Origin of the sequence: Azonexus hydrophilus (assembly GCF_001956855.1) — a bacterium.
Classification (GTDB): domain Bacteria; phylum Pseudomonadota; class Gammaproteobacteria; order Burkholderiales; family Rhodocyclaceae; genus Azonexus; species Azonexus hydrophilus_A.
Genome location: NZ_MTHD01000006.1, coordinates 167,351 through 182,842 on the forward strand (window position 1 = coordinate 167,351; position 15,492 = coordinate 182,842).

The window sequence follows — 15,492 nt, forward strand, 5'->3', positions numbered from 1 at the left end:
GCCCCGCGAGGCGCCGCGCATTGGCAATGATGAAGGATGGCGTGATTCTAATCGTTCAGGTGGTGAAGCGGGAAAGCTGTGCCTGCAACTCGGCCGAGAGATGCTGCAGATTCTGCGCCCGGTCACTGTTGCGCACGGCCCGGCTGCTGCTGCCTTCGGCCGACTGGACGATGGTTTCGACCAGGCGGGCGATTTCCTGGCTGGCCGAACTCTGTTCGCGCGTGCTGTCGGCGATACCCTGCACCACCAGCACCGTCTGCTGTGCCCGCTCGTCGATGGTCGCCAGCGCCACCCCGGCCTCCCGGGCCAGGCCGACGCTGCCGGCCATGTTGGCGCTGACCGACTGCATGCGGCCAACAGCGCGCGCCGTTTCGTCCAGGATGGCATTCACCGTCGACGAGATTTCCTGGGTGGACAGGGAAGTCCGCTCGGCCAGCTTGCGCACCTCGTCGGCCACCACGGCAAATCCGCGGCCCTGCTCACCGGCCCGTGCCGCCTCGATGGCCGCATTCAGCGCCAGCAGGTTGGTCTGCTCGGCGATTTCCCGGATCACGCCGACCACACTGGAAATCTGCTTCGAGCGCGCGCCCAGCGATTCGATCAGGCCCGCCGATTCACTGATATCGACGGCCACCCGCTCCAGTTCGCCCATGGCGCGACCGACCACCTGCCGTCCGTTGGCGGTGACATCCTTGGTCTCCTCCGAAATCCGGGCGGCGTGATTGGCGTTTTCCGCCACCTGAGTGACGCTGACCGACAACTCCTCGATCGATGCGGCAATCCCGGACGCCGACTGGGCCGCCTGCTCCGAACCCTGCATGGCCAGTCGTGCCGCTTCCTGCAATTCATTGGCGGCCACCCCGACCTGACCGGACGTACTGGCGACACCGCCAACCAGTTGCCGCATGCTGTGCGCCATGTCGTTGAAAGCACGGGCAATCGCATGCACTTCATTGCGACTGGCCGGATCGGCGGACTGGACCGTTGCCCGCAAGTCGCCACCGCTGAGCCGCACGACCTCGCCAACCATCTGGGTCAAGCCGCGCATCCGCGAATTGATCAGGACAAGAACAATGGCTGCCAGCAACAGCGCGGCAATGATGCTGATGACGATGAACAGATTGCGCAGGGCCTGACTTTCCTCGAGATATTCATCCAGCCAGCTGCCGGTCACCACGGTCCAGCCCCAGGCTTCCGAAGTCGCGGCGACAACGATCTTCTCGCGTTCGCTGCCGTCGGCATCGGGCATGTGATAGCGATAGGCGCCGTTCTTGCGCATCAGCAACTCGCTGACTGCGCTTTTCGCCGTGGCCGGCAACTCGACCTCGGCCAGCTGCTTTTCCTGATACTTCGGATGCAGGACGAACTCGCCGCCACCCTTGTCGTCGGTTGGCCGGACGATATATACATAACCGGTCTGGCCGGCGACCAGCGCGCCAAACTGCGTCCGGATCCGCTTCAATTCCTGCTCCAGCGAAATCCGCACCGAATAGGCGCCCCAGGCCTTGCCACTGTCGTCACGCAGCAGGCGCACGGTACTGAAGTTGTACTTGCCGGCACGAATCGCCAGTCCCTGATAATCCTTGCCGGCCAACAGGGCACGCGCCACCGGATCGCCATCCGGCAGCGGCACGCCATGCATCGGCTTGCCCTCCTTGTTGCGCAGCAATGTACTCAGGCGATAGACCTTGTTGTCCTTGAATACTAGGAAGGCCGCCTCTTCTCCGGTCAACGCCTTGAAAGACGACAAAACCCGCTCGCTGCCGTTGAGCGCCTCGCCCCCCAGACGAATGATGGGCAGATCGACATCGCCGGTACGCATGGTCTCGTTCGTCAGCACCGGCGTGCCGTTGAGGAACTTGCCGAAAAAGTCGGACTGCCGATCCCCGCGCTCGCGCACCGCATCGAACAGCGCATCGAGCATGCCGGCCATCAGCTTGGCCTCGTGCGTCAGGTTATGTTCGGCCACAGCCAGCGCCGCACCATCAGCCCGCTGCTGCACGATCGCCGTCATCAACGCGAATACCAGCACCAGCGCCGCCACCACGGCAACAATCAGTTGCTGCGCGATCGGCCGCATTTGAAATTTCGTAAACATTTTCGCCCCCCTCCATTTTTGTAATTAGTGCCGGCCAATCTATCACAAGGCTCCGACGCCCGGTACAATGCGCCCCTGCCGAAACCGAAGGCCTGCCTCCATAGTTAAATGGATATAACACGCCCCTCCTAAGGGCGAATTGGTGGTTCGATTCCACCTGGGGGCGCCAAGCCTGCCCAACCGGAAGCCCCATGACCACGACTCCCCCGCGTCTCACTTCCCTTTCCCATGGCGGCGGCTGCGGCTGCAAGATCGCTCCGGGCATCCTCGCCGACATCCTCAAGGGGACCAATCGGCTGCCGATCCCGCCGGAACTGCTGGTCGGCATCGAAACTGCCGACGACGCCGCGGTATACAAGCTCAATGACACGCAGGCGCTGATTGCCACCACCGATTTCTTCATGCCGATCGTCGATGATCCGTTCGACTTCGGCCGCATCGCGGCAACCAATGCGATTTCCGATGTCTACGCCATGGGCGGCCGGCCGATCATGGCGCTGGCGCTGGTCGGCATGCCGATCAACGTGCTGCCGCACGACACCATCCGGCGCATCCTCGAAGGCGGCGAATCGGTCTGTCGCGCTGCCGGCATCCCGATCGCCGGCGGCCACACCATCGACTCGGTCGAGCCGATCTACGGTCTGGTGGCACTCGGCCTGGTGCACCCGGACAAGGTCCGGCGCAATGCCGATGCCCGCCCCGGCGACAAGCTGGTGCTCGGCAAGCCGCTCGGCGTCGGCATCCTGTCGGCGGCATTGAAGAAAGATGCGGTCGACGCCGCCGGATACGCAAAAATGATCGCCGTGACCACCCAGCTCAACACGCCCGGACCGGACCTGGCCGAACTGTCCGGGGTGCACGCCCTGACCGACGTCACCGGCTTCGGCCTGGCCGGCCACGCGCTCGAACTGGCACGCGGCGCGAAGTGCACGCTGGCCATCGACTGGGCCCGGGTACCGCTGCTCGAGGGCGTGCGCGATCTGGCCGAACGCGGTTTCATCACCGGCGCATCGGGCCGCAACTTCGCCGGCTACGGACATGAAATTGCGCTGCCCGCCGATTTCCCGGCTGTCGAACGAACGCTGCTGACCGATCCGCAGACCAGTGGTGGCCTGCTGGTTTCCTGCGCCGCCGACAGCGTTGCCGAAGTCCTGGCCATCTTCCACCGCCATGGTTTTGCCGAGGCGGCCGAGATCGGCGAAGTCCTGCCTGCCGGCCCGGCACCCCTGCTCGTTCGCGGCGCAGCGTAAGAAACCGGCCGGCTGCCACGACTACCGGGCAAGACCTTCAGGAATCATCCATGGCCCAGTGTGCAGCCTCCCTGTTCGACCCGCAGCAGATCGAGGAAATCCGCCGTGACCTGCTCAAGTTCGCCAGCCTGCAACTGCGCGATCATGCCCTGGCCGAGGATGTCGTCCAGGAAGCGCTGGCCGCCGCGCTGACCAGCGCCCGGGATTTTGCCGGCCGCTCGGCACTGAAAACCTGGGTCTTTGCCATCCTGAAAAACAAGATCGTCGACCAGATCCGCCTGCAAGCCAGAACCACCAACATTTCCGCGCTTTCCACCGACGAGGAGAGCATGGACCAGACCTTCGACAGCCTGTTCAAGGCCAACGCCCACTGGCACCCGGACCATCGCCCGGCAGGCTGGGGCGATCCGGAAGAAAGCCTGCGTCAGCAGCGCTTCTGGGAGGTTTTCGACGTCTGCCTGAACCACTTGCCGGAGAACACCGCGCGCGTCTTCATGATGCGCGAGTTCCTCGAATTCGAAACGCCGGAAGTGTGCACCCAGCTGGGCATCACGACCAGCAACTGCAACGTCATCCTGCACCGCGCCCGCAACGGCCTGCGCCGGTGCCTGGAAAAGAGCTGGTTTGCCAGTGGAGAACGGCCATGCTGAGCTGCAAGGAAGCCACCCGCCTGATGTCCGAAGCACAGGACCGGAAACTCGGCCTGGGCGAAAAAATGAATCTGGAAATGCATCTGGCGATGTGCACCGGCTGCCGCCATTTCAAGAGCCAGACCAACTTCCTGCGCGAAGCCTGTCGTCGCTACGTCGACGAAAGCCGCCAGCACAAGGACTGAAACCCCATGCGAAAGACCGGAAACCCACCGCGCCACGCCATCGACATCAGTGAAGCCGATGGCGTCCGCTATCTGCACTTCGGCTCCGAATGGGTGCAGGGCGCCATGCGCGTTGCCCGGCCGTGGTCACTGGAACTCGACTACACCCGCGAAATGATGGCCGGCCTGTTGCTGCGCAAGCCGGGGCGCTGGCCGCGCAGCGCGCTGCTGATCGGCCTCGGTGCCGGCTCACTGGCCAAGTTCCTCTACCGCAATTTCCCGGATTGCCGGATCACCGTGGTCGAGATCAACCCGCAGGTCGAATTCGTCGCCCGCCAGTATTTCAAGCTGCCCGACGATCCGCTGCGTCTCGACGTGCAGATTGCTTGCGGTGCCGACTACCTGCAGACCAGTAGCCGCCGTTTCGACCTGATCCTGTCCGACGGCTTCGATGCCGGCGGCCGGCCCGGCATGCTCGATACCCCGGCCTTCTACCAGTCCTGCCGCGCCCGGCTGAGCGATGACGGCCTGTTCTGCGTCAACCTGCTGCGGGAAAAAGGCTTCAGCCGCAGCGTCGACCGCATCAGGGACGCCTTCAGCGGGCAGATCGCGGTTTTTCCGGCCTGCGACAGCGGCAACACCATCGTTTTCGGGCGCGGCGAGAACCCCGTCGAAGCCACGCTGACAACCTTGACCGAACGCGCCGATGCGCTGAAGAAACAGACCCGTCTCAACCTGATGCCAACCGTCCTCCGCCTGCAACAGGCCGGCACCAGCGATGTCGCACCGCTCGCCCTGTGATCGGCAAACCTTGAATTAACGGCCTGACGTGCTATAAATAACGGAATCCTCCACCAAAAACAACGACAAGGCGGACAGAAATAACGACAACGTAATTCACGTCAGAATTCTGCCAAAACCGGAGGAGCCCATGCTGTCCATGCAAGACGTTCTCGACTATTGCGATCTCGACCGTGGTGAAATCGAAGCCATTGCCGAGCATCAACACATCCCGATGACCATTGCCGCCGAAATGAGCGAAGTACTGCTATGTACGCCGGAAGGCGTCTGCCAGCTGCATGCGATGATCATCGAAAACATGCAGCACGCACTGGAGGTTGGGCACAACGAAAGGGTGCTCGACCTGATGCAGACCTACGAACACCTGCAGCGGACCCACCCGCTGCCGACCCAGCACTGACGGAAAAACGGCCCGCCAGCTTGCGCTGCGGGCCGTTGCCGGCAACCAGGCAGTTCAGGCAGCCTGCTTCTCGACGTGCGCCTGCTTTTCGTAGAGGAATTCCAGCACGGCGGCACGACAATCGATGTAAGCCGAATCGTGGGCCAGTTCCAGGCGGGCACGCGGACGCGGCAGATTGACTTCGAGAATCTCGCCAATGGTTGCTGCCGGGCCGTTGGTCATCATCACGATGCGGTCGGACAACAGAACCGCCTCATCGACATCATGGGTCACCATGACCACGGTCGCCTGCGTCTTTTCGCAGATCTTCATCAGCTCATCCTGCAAGCGCGCGCGGGTCAGTGCGTCGAGCGCACCGAAGGGCTCGTCCATCAGCAGCACCTTCGGCTCCATCGACAGCGCCCGGGCGATGCCGACGCGCTGCTTCATGCCACCGGAGATTTCGTGCGGATACTTGTGCGCCGCATGGCCCAGAGCAACCAGTTCGATCGCCGCCTGCGTCCGCGCCTTCAGCTTCGGCTTGCCTTCCTTCTGGCTGAACACGCGCTCGACGGCCAGGTAGATGTTTTCGAAACAGGTCAGCCAGGGCAGCAGGCTGTGGTTCTGGAAGACCACCGCCCGCTCCGGACCGGGGCCGGCAATCTCGCGACCGTCGCACAGCAGCACGCCGCTGGTCGGCTTGGTCAGGCCGGCAATCAGGTTGAGCAGCGTCGACTTGCCGCAGCCGGAGTGGCCGATCAGCGCAACGAACTCGCCCTGCTTCAGCGTCAGGTCGATGTCGCGCAGGGCGACGAACTTGCCCTTCTTGGTATCGAAGGTCTGGCCGACGTTTTCGATTTGTACGAATTTTTCCATGATATTGGCTCCGCTCAGGACGATTCTTTGGTCAACTTCTTGGCCAGCAGGATCAGCGCCTGCTCGAGGAGCAGACCGACGATACCGATGATGAAGATGGCGATGATGATGTGTTCGACCTTCAGGTTGTTCCACTCGTCCCACACCCAGAAACCGATGCCGACGCCGCCGGTGAGCATTTCCGCAGCGACGATGACCAGCCAGGCGGTACCGATGGACAGGCGGATGCCGGTCAGCATGTAGGGCAGCACGGCCGGGAACAGGATGCGCGTGACCACCTTCCATTCCGACAGGTCGAGCACGCGGGCGACGTTGAGGTAATCCTGCGGCACGCGCTGGACGCCCTGGGCGGTGTTCATGATCATCGGCCAGATCGAACAGATGAAGATCGTCCAGGTCGCTGCCGGGTCGGCCTTCTGGAACACGAGCAGGCCGATCGGCAGCCAGGCCAGCGGTGACACCGGACGGAGCAGGCTGATCAGCGGATTGATCATGCTCGACAGGAAGGCAAAACGGCCGAGCATGAAGCCGAGCGGAATACCGACCAGCGCCGCCAGGCCGAAGCCGATGCCGACGCGTTCGAGCGAGGCAAGCACGTTCCAGCCAATGCCCAGATCGTTCGGTCCGTTATTGTAGAAGGGGTCGGCGAAGAGCACGGCAGCGGCATCCCAGACCGCCAGCGGCCCGGGGATGGGGCCACCGCCGAGCGTTGCCACATACCAGACGCCAACCAGCAACAACATGCCGAGCAGCGGCGGCAGAACCAGCCTGGCGGCGCCATTCAGGAGTTCAGACCAGGCAATGCCGGGTTCGGTGACAGGGAGAGAAGCGCTTTTTTCCATCTTGGTTTCCTTGGCCGCCTCGGCGGACGGAGTCATCGTGCAGCCCCCGGCGGGGACTTCCTTGGGTGCGTGGTCGACCGCTGTCTGGCCGGCAAAACCACCGCTTATCGTCAGGGTGCTCATGGCAATCTCCTTGGTGATGCGCTGCCGCCGGAGCGGCAGCGCGCTGGCTCAGACCTTGACCTTGAAACCGTCGGCGTACTTGGCCGGATTCGAACCGTCCCAGACCACGCCGTCGATCAGCTTCGACGAACGCAGCGGGCTCTTCGGCACACTGATGCCCAGCTTGGACGCCGCCTGCGTGTACAGCTCGGTCTGGTTGATCTTCTTGGCGACAGCCAGGTAATCCGGGTGATCCTTGAGCAAACCCCAGCGCTTGTGCTGGGTCAGGAACCACATGCCGTCAGACAGGTAGGGGTAGTTCACCGCACCGTCGTTGAAGAACTTCATGTGGTTCGGATCGTCCCAGGTCTTGCCCAGGCCGTTCTGGTAGCGACCAAGGATGCGCTGGTTGATCGCATCGACGCTGGTATTGACGTAGGACTTCTGGGCGATGACCTCGGCCATCTTCATCTTGTTGCTGATGTTGGCGTCGATCCAGCGGCTGGCTTCGAGCACGGCCATGATCACGGCGCGGCAGGTGTTCGGGTTCTTCTGGACGAATTCGGCGGTGGTGCCGAGGATCTTTTCCGGGTGGTCCTTCCAGACGTCCTGCGAGGTCGCAGCGGAAATGCCGATACCGTCCATGATCGCGCGGTGGTTCCACGGCTCGCCGACGGAGAAGCCGTCCATGTTGCCGACGCGCATGTTGGCAACCATCTGCGGCGGCGGCACAACGATCGACTTGACGTCCTTGAACGGGTTGATGCCGGCCGAAGCGAGCCAGTAGTACAGCCACATCGCATGGGTGCCGGTCGGGAAGGTCTGGGCAAAGGTGTATTCGCGCGGTTCCTTCTTCATCAGCGCAACCAGGCCGTTGAGGTCGGTGGCGCCCTTGTTGGCGATCGCCTTCGACAGCGTCAGCCCCTGGCCGTTGTTGTTCAGCGTCATCAGGTTGGCCATGTCCTTCTTCGGCCCGCCGATGCCCAAGTGCACGCCGTAGATCAGGCCGTACAGCACGTGTGCCATGTCCAGCTCGCCATTGACCAGCTTGTCGCGGACGCCAGCCCAGGAAGCTTCCTTGGTCGGGATGATCTTGATGCCGTATTTTTCGTCGAACTTGTTGACCGCCGCCATGACCACCGAGGCGCAGTCGGTCAGCGGGATGAAGCCGATGCGGACTTCCTTCTTTTCAGGGGCATCCGAGCCGGCAGCCCAGGCTGCGCTACGAACACCGGGGGGAACCATGGACATGAGGGATGCTCCCAGGGCGGCAGTGACGAAATCGCGACGCTTGGTCGAGACCGGAGAGGATTCAAGGGCTGCGGCAGCCGGCTTTTTATCTTCCATTGCATTGACTCCAGATGGCTAAAAATAAAAAAGGCGTCGCATCCGAGCCGCACGGGGCAGCAAGGATGGACGCCATTGTCCTGGAACCGGAACACCCGGTTCGTGCCCGGCCGCCTTTGACCGTGCTATGCCTTTTCTAACGCAACGGCCGTGCCAGCCCGTCCGGAAACACCATCAAGCAATTGAAATCAATGAATAAATTCGTGAAAATCGGGCTTGCGGCGGCGTCGACCGCAACAGCCTGCGCACTGTTGCAGTGCAACAGACGGGACTTCCGCACAACATGAGGGAGAAAGCTGAAAGGCGCAGCGCGCTATTTCAGAGCAGCACGCGCGCCATGTCGATGACGTCGCGCGCCACCCGGGCCATGTTCTGGCCGCGTTCCATCGCCAGCTTGCGCATCGCGTGGTAGGCCGCTTCCTCGTCGAGGCCACGGGCCTTCATCAAAATACCCTTGGCTTTGTCGACCAGCTTGCGGTCGGAAAGCTTGCGCGAAACCTCTTCGAGCTCGCGGCGCATCGCCTGCGTATCCTCGAAACGGGCGCGTGCGACATCGACGATGGGCTTGATCCGCTTCGGGTCCAGGCCATCGACGATATAGGCCGAAACGCCCGCCCTGACTGCATCGCGGATGGCGTTCTGACCGTCTTCCTGGGTAAAGATGACAACTGGTCGCGGCATGTCCTTGTGCACCACGGCCAGGTTCTCCAGCGTGTCGCGGCTGGGGCTTTCTGTGTCGATCAGGATGACGTCGGGCTGCAGCTTCTCGACCTCGGCGGTGAGGTTGGCCGAGTCGGCCAGGATCGCTGCCACCTGATAGCCGGCGAGCGCCAGCCCGGCGCAGATTTCAGCCGCCCGGCTGCGGGATTCATCGATGACCAGTACGCTTAGCATGCTTCAATCAAGCAAGCGCCGCGCCAGCCTTTGCCAGCGCCGCCTCGGCCATGGCCTGGACAACGCTCTCCACTTCACCGATCGCCCGGTCGAGCGAAAATTCGACATCCGGCCATGTCGACCGCAACTTTTCCAGCATTTCCGGGACTTCCCGCTTCAGGTGCCCGCCCTGGGCGATGAACATCGGCAGGATCACCAGTTTGCGCGCACCGGCGGCAATGGCACCGGCAACGCAGGTTTCCAGGTCCGGGGCCATGAACTCGAGAAAGGCGAGCTCGACGGCGGTGCCGGGCGAGCGCGCCCTGATCGCCGCCTGGACACGGCGCATGGGGCTGGCCCATTCCGGGTCGCGGGCACCGTGGGCAAAAAGGATGATGGCTGTGGTCATGCGTGCACTCTAGCGTAAAGGATGAATGGCGGCTGTCCGCCGGAAGGCGTATTGACAGCCCGCCGGGGATTAAGTGCCCGCTCAGCCGCGCAGCAGGAAAATGCCGAGCACGACGCCGGCACCGGCCAGCAGCCCAGGGCGCAGACGCCCTTCCTTGAACCACAGGCTGCCGATCAGCACGGCGAAAACCACCGAACTCTCGCGTAGCGCAGCAACCATCGCCACCGGCGCCAGCGTCATCGCCCACAGGATGGTCGCGTAAGCACTGGTCGAGCACAGCGCACCGGCAACGCCGAGGCGCCAGTGACTGCGGAAATAGGCACGCATCGCCGGGCCGCGCTGGCGGTACTGCCAGGCCAGGATGAGTAGCGGCTCGCAGACGAAAAGACTGCAGGCGTAACCCAGCGGATTGCCGGAAAGGCGCGCACCGATACCGTCGACGACGGTATAGGCGGCGATCACCAGGGCATTGAGCAGTGCCGCGCGGCTGGCCGGGTGGGCGAGCGCCCGCCCCGGCGTCAGGCCACCGGCGAAACCGATCCCAAGGACTCCACCACAGATCGCCGCGATGCCAAGCCAGCCCCCCATGCCCAGCGACTCACCGAGCACCGGCGCCGAGACCAGCGCGACCAGCAGCGGCGGCACGCCACGCATCAGCGTGTAGCTGACCGCCAGCTGGCCGCCGTCGTAAGCACGCATCAGCCAGGCGATGTAGAGCGTGTGCAGCAGCGCCGAGGCGACGACGTAGGGCCAGCTGGCTGCCGCCGGCAAGCCCAGGAAAAGCAGCGCGAAGATCGCCAGGAAACCGCTGCAGGCATGCAGCAGCAACGTATACAGCCCCTTGTCACCGGCCCCGCGGATCAGCGCATTCCAACCGGCGTGGAGCAAGGCTGCGGCAAGGACCGCCAGCGTGACTGTTACGGTCAACCCGGTTTCAGGCATGTTTTTCGCCGGCCGCCGGCATCGCGGCCAGTTCGCCGTCGCGCAGCATGCGCTGACGGCCGCCCTGGGCGTGCTGATACAGCGCTTCGGCCGCCCCCGGACCGTCGCCGGCGGCCAACCGGTCGACAATCGCGCTGTGTTCGTCGGCGAAATGCGGGATCGCCCTCGGTGCCAGCAGGTTGCGCCGGCGGAACAGCGCCAGTTGCTTGACCAGCCGGCGATAGACGTCAATCAGCGCGACGTTGCCGGTCATCTCGACGATGCGGTCGTGGAAGGCCAGGTTGAGTGTGTGGAAGGCATCGACGTCGTTGGTCGCCGCCGCCCGCTGCATGCCGGCGGCGAATTCGCGCAGCAGCGCCAGTTGCGCCGTCGTGATCCGGCCGGCGAGCAGGCGCCCGGCGGTCGCGTCGAGCCCGGCGCGGACATCGTAGATATCGGCCGCCTCGGCCAGTTCGATCTCGCGGACGTAGGCGCCGCGATTCTTTTCCTGGCGGATCAGCCCGGTTTCCGCAAGTGTGCGGAAGGCTTCCCGCAGCGGCCCACGCGACACGCCGAGGCGTTCGGCCAACGCGGCCTCATTGAGTTTGCTGCCCGGCGACAGTTCGCCGGAAAGGATCAGTTTCTCCAGTGCCTCGCCGACCAGGCGCGTCAGCGAGTTGCGCTGAACCAGTGCCAGCACGGTATCGACGGGAGTGGCGTGTTGCTCGGACATGTCCGTCTCGCGGGAATCGAAAGCCAGATTGTAATTCATAAACATTTTGTAGATTGTCAACAATCTGCAATAAACGATCACTAAGATGAAGCCAGTCTAGTGCGCCGTGATGTCAGTTCGATGACAGACCGACGCCCGAGGAATCCCGTCATTCACTCCTGGAGGAAATCCGCATGAACCTGAAGCATATTGTCCGCAGTCTTGCTGTCGCCGGCTTCGCACTGGCCGCAGCACTCCCCGCCCACGCCGACAAGACGGTCCTGAATGTCTACACCGCACTGGAAACCGATCAACTGAAGGCCTATCAGGAAGCCTTCAACAAGTCGCACCCGGACATCGAGATCAAATGGACGCGTGACTCGACCGGCATCATCACCGCCAAGCTGCTGGCCGAGAAGGCCAAGCCGGCGGCCGACGTGATCATGGGTGTCGCCGCTTCCAGCATGGTCGTCTTCGACCGCGAGAAGATGCTGCAGCCCTACGCCCCGGCCAACCTGAAGGCGCTCAACCCGCGTTTCCGCTCGGCCGGCGCGACGCCGACCTGGGTCGGCATGGACGTCTGGGGTGCGGCGATCTGTTACAACGTCGCCGAGATGCAGAAACAAGGCCTGCCCCGCATCGAAAGCTGGAAGGACCTGCTGAAACCGGAATTCAAGGGCAAGATCGTCATGCCCAACCCGAACTCGTCGGGTACCGGCTTCCTCGACGTCACCGCCTGGCTGCAGATGTTCGGCGAAAAGGCTGGCTGGGACTACATGGACAAGCTGCACGAAAATATTGCGGTCTACACCCATTCCGGCTCGAAACCCTGCGTCATGGCCGGCGCCGGCGAGTTCCCGGTCGGCATCGCCTTCGAGTACCGGGCCAACACGGTGCGCGCCAAGGGCGCCCCGATCGACATCATCTTCCCCAAGGAAGGTCTCGGCTGGGACATGGAGTCGATCGCCATCGTCAAGGGCACGGCGAAGCTTGAAGCAGCAAAGAAGCTGTCGGACTGGGCAACGACCCGCGAAGCCAACGAACTGTACGCGAAGAATTTCGCCGTCGTCGCCATGCCCGGCATCGCCACCCGCCTGAAATACGTGCCGGCCGATTACGAGCAGCGCCTGGTCAAAAACGATTTCGAATGGATGGGCAAGAACCGCGACGCGATCCTCGCCGAGTGGCAGAAACGCTATTCGACCAAGTCCGAGCCGAAGAAATAAGGCCAACCCTTACCACCCGCTCCACAACCGGGGCGGGTGGTTCAGCCGTTCACCACGAGACATCCATGGCCCATCTGGAAATCACGCAACTGACCAAGCGTTACGGCGCCTTCGTCGCCCTTGAGCAGATCGATCTCGCCGTCGAGCGCGGCGAATTCCTCGTCCTGCTCGGCCCGTCCGGTTGCGGCAAGACGACGCTGCTGCGGGCGATCGCCGGCCTCGAGCGACAGGACAGCGGGCGCATCGTCCACGCCGGCCGCGACATCTCGCAACTGTCGCCGGCGCTACGCGACTACGGCATCGTCTTCCAGTCCTACGCGCTGTTTCCCAACCTCAGCGTCGCCGACAACGTCGCCTACGGCCTGAACAGCCGCCGCGCCGACCGCCGGCTGATCCACAACCGGGTCGAGGAAATGCTCGAACTGGTCGGCCTGCCGGGCAGCCAGCCGAAATACCCGGCGCAGCTTTCCGGCGGCCAGCAACAGCGCGTCGCGCTGGCCCGCGCGCTCGCCACGTCACCCGACCTGCTGCTGCTCGACGAGCCGCTGTCGGCCCTCGACGCCATCGAACGCGTCCGCCTGCGTTCGGAAATCCGCAGCCTGCAGAACCGGCTCGGCGTAACCACGATCATGGTCACCCACGACCAGGAAGAGGCACTGGCCATGGCCGACCGCATCGTCGTCATGCGCGGCGGCCGCATCCAGCAGATCGGCGGGCCGCAGGAAATCTACCGGGCGCCGGGCAACGATTTCGTCGCCGACTTCATCGGTCGCGGCAACCTGCTCGACGCCACCGGCGCCGGCCCGCAACACGTCCGCATCGGCGATCTGCTGCTGCGCTGCGCCGCCCCCGCCGGCGAAGGCAGCCACCAGCGCTTCTACGTCCGGCCCGAAGACATCCGCCTGCACGACACGCTCGACCAGGGCGAGAACAGTTTCTACGCCCACGTCGTCAAATGCGAGTTCCTCGGTGCCTATTCGCTGGTCACGCTGCAGGCGGCAACCGGCGACGGCCGCCCGCTGGTCGCCCAGTTTTCCAGCAACTACCTGTGCGGCCGCGAAATCCGTCCGGGCGCGACGCTGCGCGTCGGCATCCCGGCCGAACACCTGCGCCCGCTGCCGGAGGCGGCATGAAGGTCGCCGGCCTGAGTACGCTGCCGCCCGGCCGCCGCGCCACCTTCAGCGAGCGCCTGGGCGGCCCGCTGCTGCTGCTCGCTGCCGTGGCGCTGGCGATCTTCCTGCTGCTGCCACTCGGCGCCTTGCTCCTCGGCGCCATCCGCGACGATGCCGGCGCCTTCGGCCTGGCCCGCTTCGCCGAGTTCGCGGCAACGCCGGGCATGGCGACGGCGGTCTGGAACACGCTGTGGGTGGCACTGGCGGTGACCGCGATCACCGTGCCGCTGGCCTTCGTCTATGCTTACGCGATCGAGCGTGCCTGCCTGCCGCTGCGCGGGCTGTGGCGAATCATCGGGCTGTCGGCGCTGCTCGGCCCGTCGCTGGTCGGCGCGATTGCCTTTATCCAGTGGTTCGGCACCCAGGGTGTGCTCAAGGCCTGGCTCGGCGAAACCTCGGTTTACGGGCCGGTGGGCATCGTCATGGCCACCGTCTACGCCAGCTTCCCGCATGCGCTGATGATCCTCGTCGTCGCGCTGGCCACCGCCGACGGCCGTCTCTACGAAGCCGCCGACGCGCTGTCGGCTTCACGCTGGCGCAAGTTCGTCACGGTGACGCTGCCCGGCGCCCGCTACGGGCTGATCAGCGCGGCGCTCGTCGTCTTCGCCTACTCGGTCAGCGAGTTCGGCATTCCCAAGGTGATCGGCGGCAACTTCCAGGTGCTCGCCGTCGAGATCTACGTCCAGGTCGTCGGCCAGCACAATTTCGGCCGGGGCGCCGTCGTCGCGTTGTTGCTACTGCTGCCGGTGCTGCTCGCTTTCGTCATCGACTGGCACCTGCAGCGCCGCCAGCAATCGGGACTGACCGCCCGCGCCGTGCCTTACCGGCCGCGCCCGGACTGGCGCCGCGACCTGCCGCTGCTGTTCTACTGCCTGCTGCTGACGACGGCGATGCTTGGCGTACTGGGCATGGCCGCCTATACCTCGCTGGTCCGCTTCTGGCCGTACAACCTGGAACTGAGCCTCGACCACTACGTCTACGGCCTGGCCGAGGCCGGCGTTCTCGACGCCTGGCTGAACAGCCTGCGCATCGCCGGCCTGACCGCGCTCCTGGGCACGCCTTTCGTTTTCTTCACCGCCTGGCTGCTGGAAAAAGGCCAGGGCGGCCCGGCCGGACTGCGGCCATTGGTCCGTGCGCTGGCCGCGCTGCCGATGGGCGTGCCCGGGCTGGTGCTGGGCATCGGCTACATCCTCTTCTTCAATGGGCCGGACAACCCGCTGAACGGGCTGTACCACACGCTGACGATCATGGTCATCGCCACCATCGTCCATTTCTACACGCCCTGCCACCTGACCGCCGTCACTGCATTGAAGGGGATCGACCGCGAATTCGAAGCGGTCTCGGCCTCGCTCAAGGTGTCGCCCTTCGTCACGCTGTGGCGGGTGACGCTGCCGGTGTGCCTGCCGGCGGTGCTGGAAATCGCCCGCTACCTGTTCATCAACGCGATGACCACGGTGTCGGCGCTGGTCTTCCTCTACTCGCCGGAAACGCTGCCGGCCTCGGTCGCCATCCTCAATCTCGACGAGGCCGGCGAACTCGGCCCGGCAGCGGCGATGGCGACACTGATTGTGCTCACTTCGGCAACGATCAGCCTGCTCTATTCGCTCGTCACCCACCTGCTCTTCCGCCGCCACCAGGCCTGGCGCCAGGGCCAACGCTGATTCTCCGGA

General features: G+C 64.2%; 16 protein-coding genes and 1 tRNA gene. 9 read left to right on the plus strand and 8 right to left on the minus strand.

Features of this window, described 5'->3' with window-relative positions; all coding sequences use genetic code 11:
- Positions 1-55: 55 nt before the first annotated feature.
- A complete protein-coding gene (locus BJN45_RS16115; RefSeq protein ID WP_076097091.1) occupies positions 56-2,080 on the minus strand; it encodes a methyl-accepting chemotaxis protein in 2,025 nt (674 codons plus the stop codon).
- A 112-nt stretch (positions 2,081-2,192) separates the two neighbouring features.
- Here BJN45_RS16115 and BJN45_RS16120 point away from each other — a divergent pair.
- The 6 genes from BJN45_RS16120 to BJN45_RS16145 all read left to right on the plus strand — a co-directional run bounded on the left by BJN45_RS16120 (position 2,193) and on the right by BJN45_RS16145 (position 5,363).
- Positions 2,193-2,267, plus strand: a tRNA-Arg gene (locus tag BJN45_RS16120).
- Positions 2,268-2,289: 22 nt separating this feature from the next.
- Positions 2,290-3,348 (plus strand): selenide, water dikinase SelD, encoded by a 1,059-nt coding sequence (selD, locus tag BJN45_RS16125; RefSeq protein ID WP_076097093.1) that lies wholly within the window; start codon positions 2,290-2,292, stop codon positions 3,346-3,348.
- A 50-nt stretch (positions 3,349-3,398) separates the two neighbouring features.
- On the plus strand, positions 3,399-3,998 hold the full coding sequence (locus BJN45_RS16130; RefSeq protein ID WP_076097095.1) for a sigma-70 family RNA polymerase sigma factor: 600 nt from the start codon (positions 3,399-3,401) through the stop codon (positions 3,996-3,998).
- Positions 3,992-4,183 (plus strand): zf-HC2 domain-containing protein, encoded by a 192-nt coding sequence (locus tag BJN45_RS16135; protein ID WP_076097096.1) that lies wholly within the window; start codon positions 3,992-3,994, stop codon positions 4,181-4,183. Before BJN45_RS16130 ends, BJN45_RS16135 begins: the two co-directional genes overlap by 7 nt.
- Before the next feature lie 6 nt (positions 4,184-4,189).
- Positions 4,190-4,963 (plus strand): fused MFS/spermidine synthase, encoded by a 774-nt coding sequence (locus tag BJN45_RS16140; RefSeq protein ID WP_076097098.1) that lies wholly within the window; start codon positions 4,190-4,192, stop codon positions 4,961-4,963.
- A 130-nt stretch (positions 4,964-5,093) separates the two neighbouring features.
- Entirely contained in the window at positions 5,094-5,363 is a 270-nt protein-coding gene (locus BJN45_RS16145; RefSeq protein ID WP_076097100.1) for a hypothetical protein, read from the plus strand.
- A 54-nt stretch (positions 5,364-5,417) separates the two neighbouring features.
- Here the strand turns inward: BJN45_RS16145 and BJN45_RS16150 are convergent, their stop codons facing one another.
- The 7 genes from BJN45_RS16150 to BJN45_RS16180 all read right to left on the minus strand — a co-directional run bounded on the left by BJN45_RS16150 (position 5,418) and on the right by BJN45_RS16180 (position 11,484).
- The gene (locus tag BJN45_RS16150; RefSeq protein ID WP_170873114.1) at positions 5,418-6,218 is read right to left on the minus strand and encodes an ABC transporter ATP-binding protein; all 801 of its coding nucleotides are present in this window, start codon (positions 6,216-6,218) and stop codon (positions 5,418-5,420) included.
- Between the two features lie 14 nt (positions 6,219-6,232).
- Positions 6,233-7,183: a nitrate ABC transporter permease gene (gene ntrB, locus BJN45_RS16155; RefSeq protein WP_240494601.1), complete on the minus strand. Its 951-nt coding sequence runs from the start codon at positions 7,181-7,183 to the stop codon at positions 6,233-6,235.
- 48 nt (positions 7,184-7,231) lie between these two features.
- Positions 7,232-8,509 (minus strand): CmpA/NrtA family ABC transporter substrate-binding protein, encoded by a 1,278-nt coding sequence (locus BJN45_RS16160; RefSeq protein WP_076097102.1) that lies wholly within the window; start codon positions 8,507-8,509, stop codon positions 7,232-7,234.
- A 318-nt stretch (positions 8,510-8,827) separates the two neighbouring features.
- Positions 8,828-9,403 (minus strand): ANTAR domain-containing response regulator, encoded by a 576-nt coding sequence (locus BJN45_RS16165; RefSeq protein ID WP_076097104.1) that lies wholly within the window; start codon positions 9,401-9,403, stop codon positions 8,828-8,830.
- A gap of 7 nt (positions 9,404-9,410) precedes the next feature.
- Positions 9,411-9,791: a sirohydrochlorin chelatase gene (locus BJN45_RS16170; protein ID WP_076097106.1), complete on the minus strand. Its 381-nt coding sequence runs from the start codon at positions 9,789-9,791 to the stop codon at positions 9,411-9,413.
- Between the two features lie 81 nt (positions 9,792-9,872).
- On the minus strand, positions 9,873-10,733 hold the full coding sequence (locus BJN45_RS16175) for an EamA family transporter (protein ID WP_076097108.1): 861 nt from the start codon (positions 10,731-10,733) through the stop codon (positions 9,873-9,875).
- Positions 10,726-11,484 carry an FCD domain-containing protein gene (locus tag BJN45_RS16180; RefSeq protein ID WP_205750615.1) on the minus strand — a complete coding sequence of 253 codons (759 nt, stop codon included), beginning with the start codon at positions 11,482-11,484 and terminating at the stop codon, positions 10,726-10,728. Before BJN45_RS16180 ends, BJN45_RS16175 begins: the two co-directional genes overlap by 8 nt.
- A 134-nt stretch (positions 11,485-11,618) precedes the next feature.
- Here BJN45_RS16180 and BJN45_RS16185 point away from each other — a divergent pair, with 134 nt between their 5' ends.
- From BJN45_RS16185 to BJN45_RS16195, 3 genes are all read left to right on the plus strand, one after another.
- Positions 11,619-12,650 carry a putative 2-aminoethylphosphonate ABC transporter substrate-binding protein gene (locus BJN45_RS16185; protein WP_083651376.1) on the plus strand — a complete coding sequence of 344 codons (1,032 nt, stop codon included), beginning with the start codon at positions 11,619-11,621 and terminating at the stop codon, positions 12,648-12,650.
- Positions 12,651-12,715: 65 nt separating this feature from the next.
- Positions 12,716-13,783 (plus strand): putative 2-aminoethylphosphonate ABC transporter ATP-binding protein, encoded by a 1,068-nt coding sequence (locus BJN45_RS16190; protein ID WP_076097109.1) that lies wholly within the window; start codon positions 12,716-12,718, stop codon positions 13,781-13,783.
- On the plus strand, positions 13,780-15,483 hold the full coding sequence (locus BJN45_RS16195; RefSeq protein ID WP_076097111.1) for a putative 2-aminoethylphosphonate ABC transporter permease subunit: 1,704 nt from the start codon (positions 13,780-13,782) through the stop codon (positions 15,481-15,483). The genes BJN45_RS16190 and BJN45_RS16195 overlap by 4 nt, the downstream gene beginning before the upstream one ends.
- The last annotated feature ends 9 nt before the right edge of the window (positions 15,484-15,492 follow it).

Excerpts from the sequence above, each read along its gene's own strand:
- BJN45_RS16190 (WP_076097109.1), top strand. The coding sequence starts at position 12,716 with ATGGCCCATCTGGAAATCACGCAACTGACCAAGCGTTACGGCGCCTTC.
- BJN45_RS16195 (WP_076097111.1), top strand. The coding sequence starts at position 13,780 with ATGAAGGTCGCCGGCCTGAGTACGCTGCCGCCCGGCCGCCGCGCCACC.
- BJN45_RS16160 (WP_076097102.1), bottom strand. The coding sequence starts at position 8,509 with ATGGAAGATAAAAAGCCGGCTGCCGCAGCCCTTGAATCCTCTCCGGTC.
- selD (WP_076097093.1), top strand. The coding sequence starts at position 2,290 with ATGACCACGACTCCCCCGCGTCTCACTTCCCTTTCCCATGGCGGCGGC.
- ntrB (WP_240494601.1), bottom strand. The coding sequence starts at position 7,183 with ATGAGCACCCTGACGATAAGCGGTGGTTTTGCCGGCCAGACAGCGGTC.
- BJN45_RS16115 (WP_076097091.1), bottom strand. The coding sequence starts at position 2,080 with ATGCGGCCGATCGCGCAGCAACTGATTGTTGCCGTGGTGGCGGCGCTG.
- BJN45_RS16165 (WP_076097104.1), bottom strand. The coding sequence starts at position 9,403 with ATGCTAAGCGTACTGGTCATCGATGAATCCCGCAGCCGGGCGGCTGAA.
- BJN45_RS16145 (WP_076097100.1), top strand. The coding sequence starts at position 5,094 with ATGCTGTCCATGCAAGACGTTCTCGACTATTGCGATCTCGACCGTGGT.
- BJN45_RS16140 (WP_076097098.1), top strand. The coding sequence starts at position 4,190 with ATGCGAAAGACCGGAAACCCACCGCGCCACGCCATCGACATCAGTGAA.
- BJN45_RS16130 (WP_076097095.1), top strand. The coding sequence starts at position 3,399 with ATGGCCCAGTGTGCAGCCTCCCTGTTCGACCCGCAGCAGATCGAGGAA.
- BJN45_RS16150 (WP_170873114.1), bottom strand. The coding sequence starts at position 6,218 with ATGGAAAAATTCGTACAAATCGAAAACGTCGGCCAGACCTTCGATACC.
- BJN45_RS16170 (WP_076097106.1), bottom strand. The coding sequence starts at position 9,791 with ATGACCACAGCCATCATCCTTTTTGCCCACGGTGCCCGCGACCCGGAA.
- BJN45_RS16180 (WP_205750615.1), bottom strand. The coding sequence starts at position 11,484 with ATGAATTACAATCTGGCTTTCGATTCCCGCGAGACGGACATGTCCGAG.
- BJN45_RS16135 (WP_076097096.1), top strand. The coding sequence starts at position 3,992 with ATGCTGAGCTGCAAGGAAGCCACCCGCCTGATGTCCGAAGCACAGGAC.
- BJN45_RS16175 (WP_076097108.1), bottom strand. The coding sequence starts at position 10,733 with ATGCCTGAAACCGGGTTGACCGTAACAGTCACGCTGGCGGTCCTTGCC.
- BJN45_RS16185 (WP_083651376.1), top strand. The coding sequence starts at position 11,619 with ATGAACCTGAAGCATATTGTCCGCAGTCTTGCTGTCGCCGGCTTCGCA.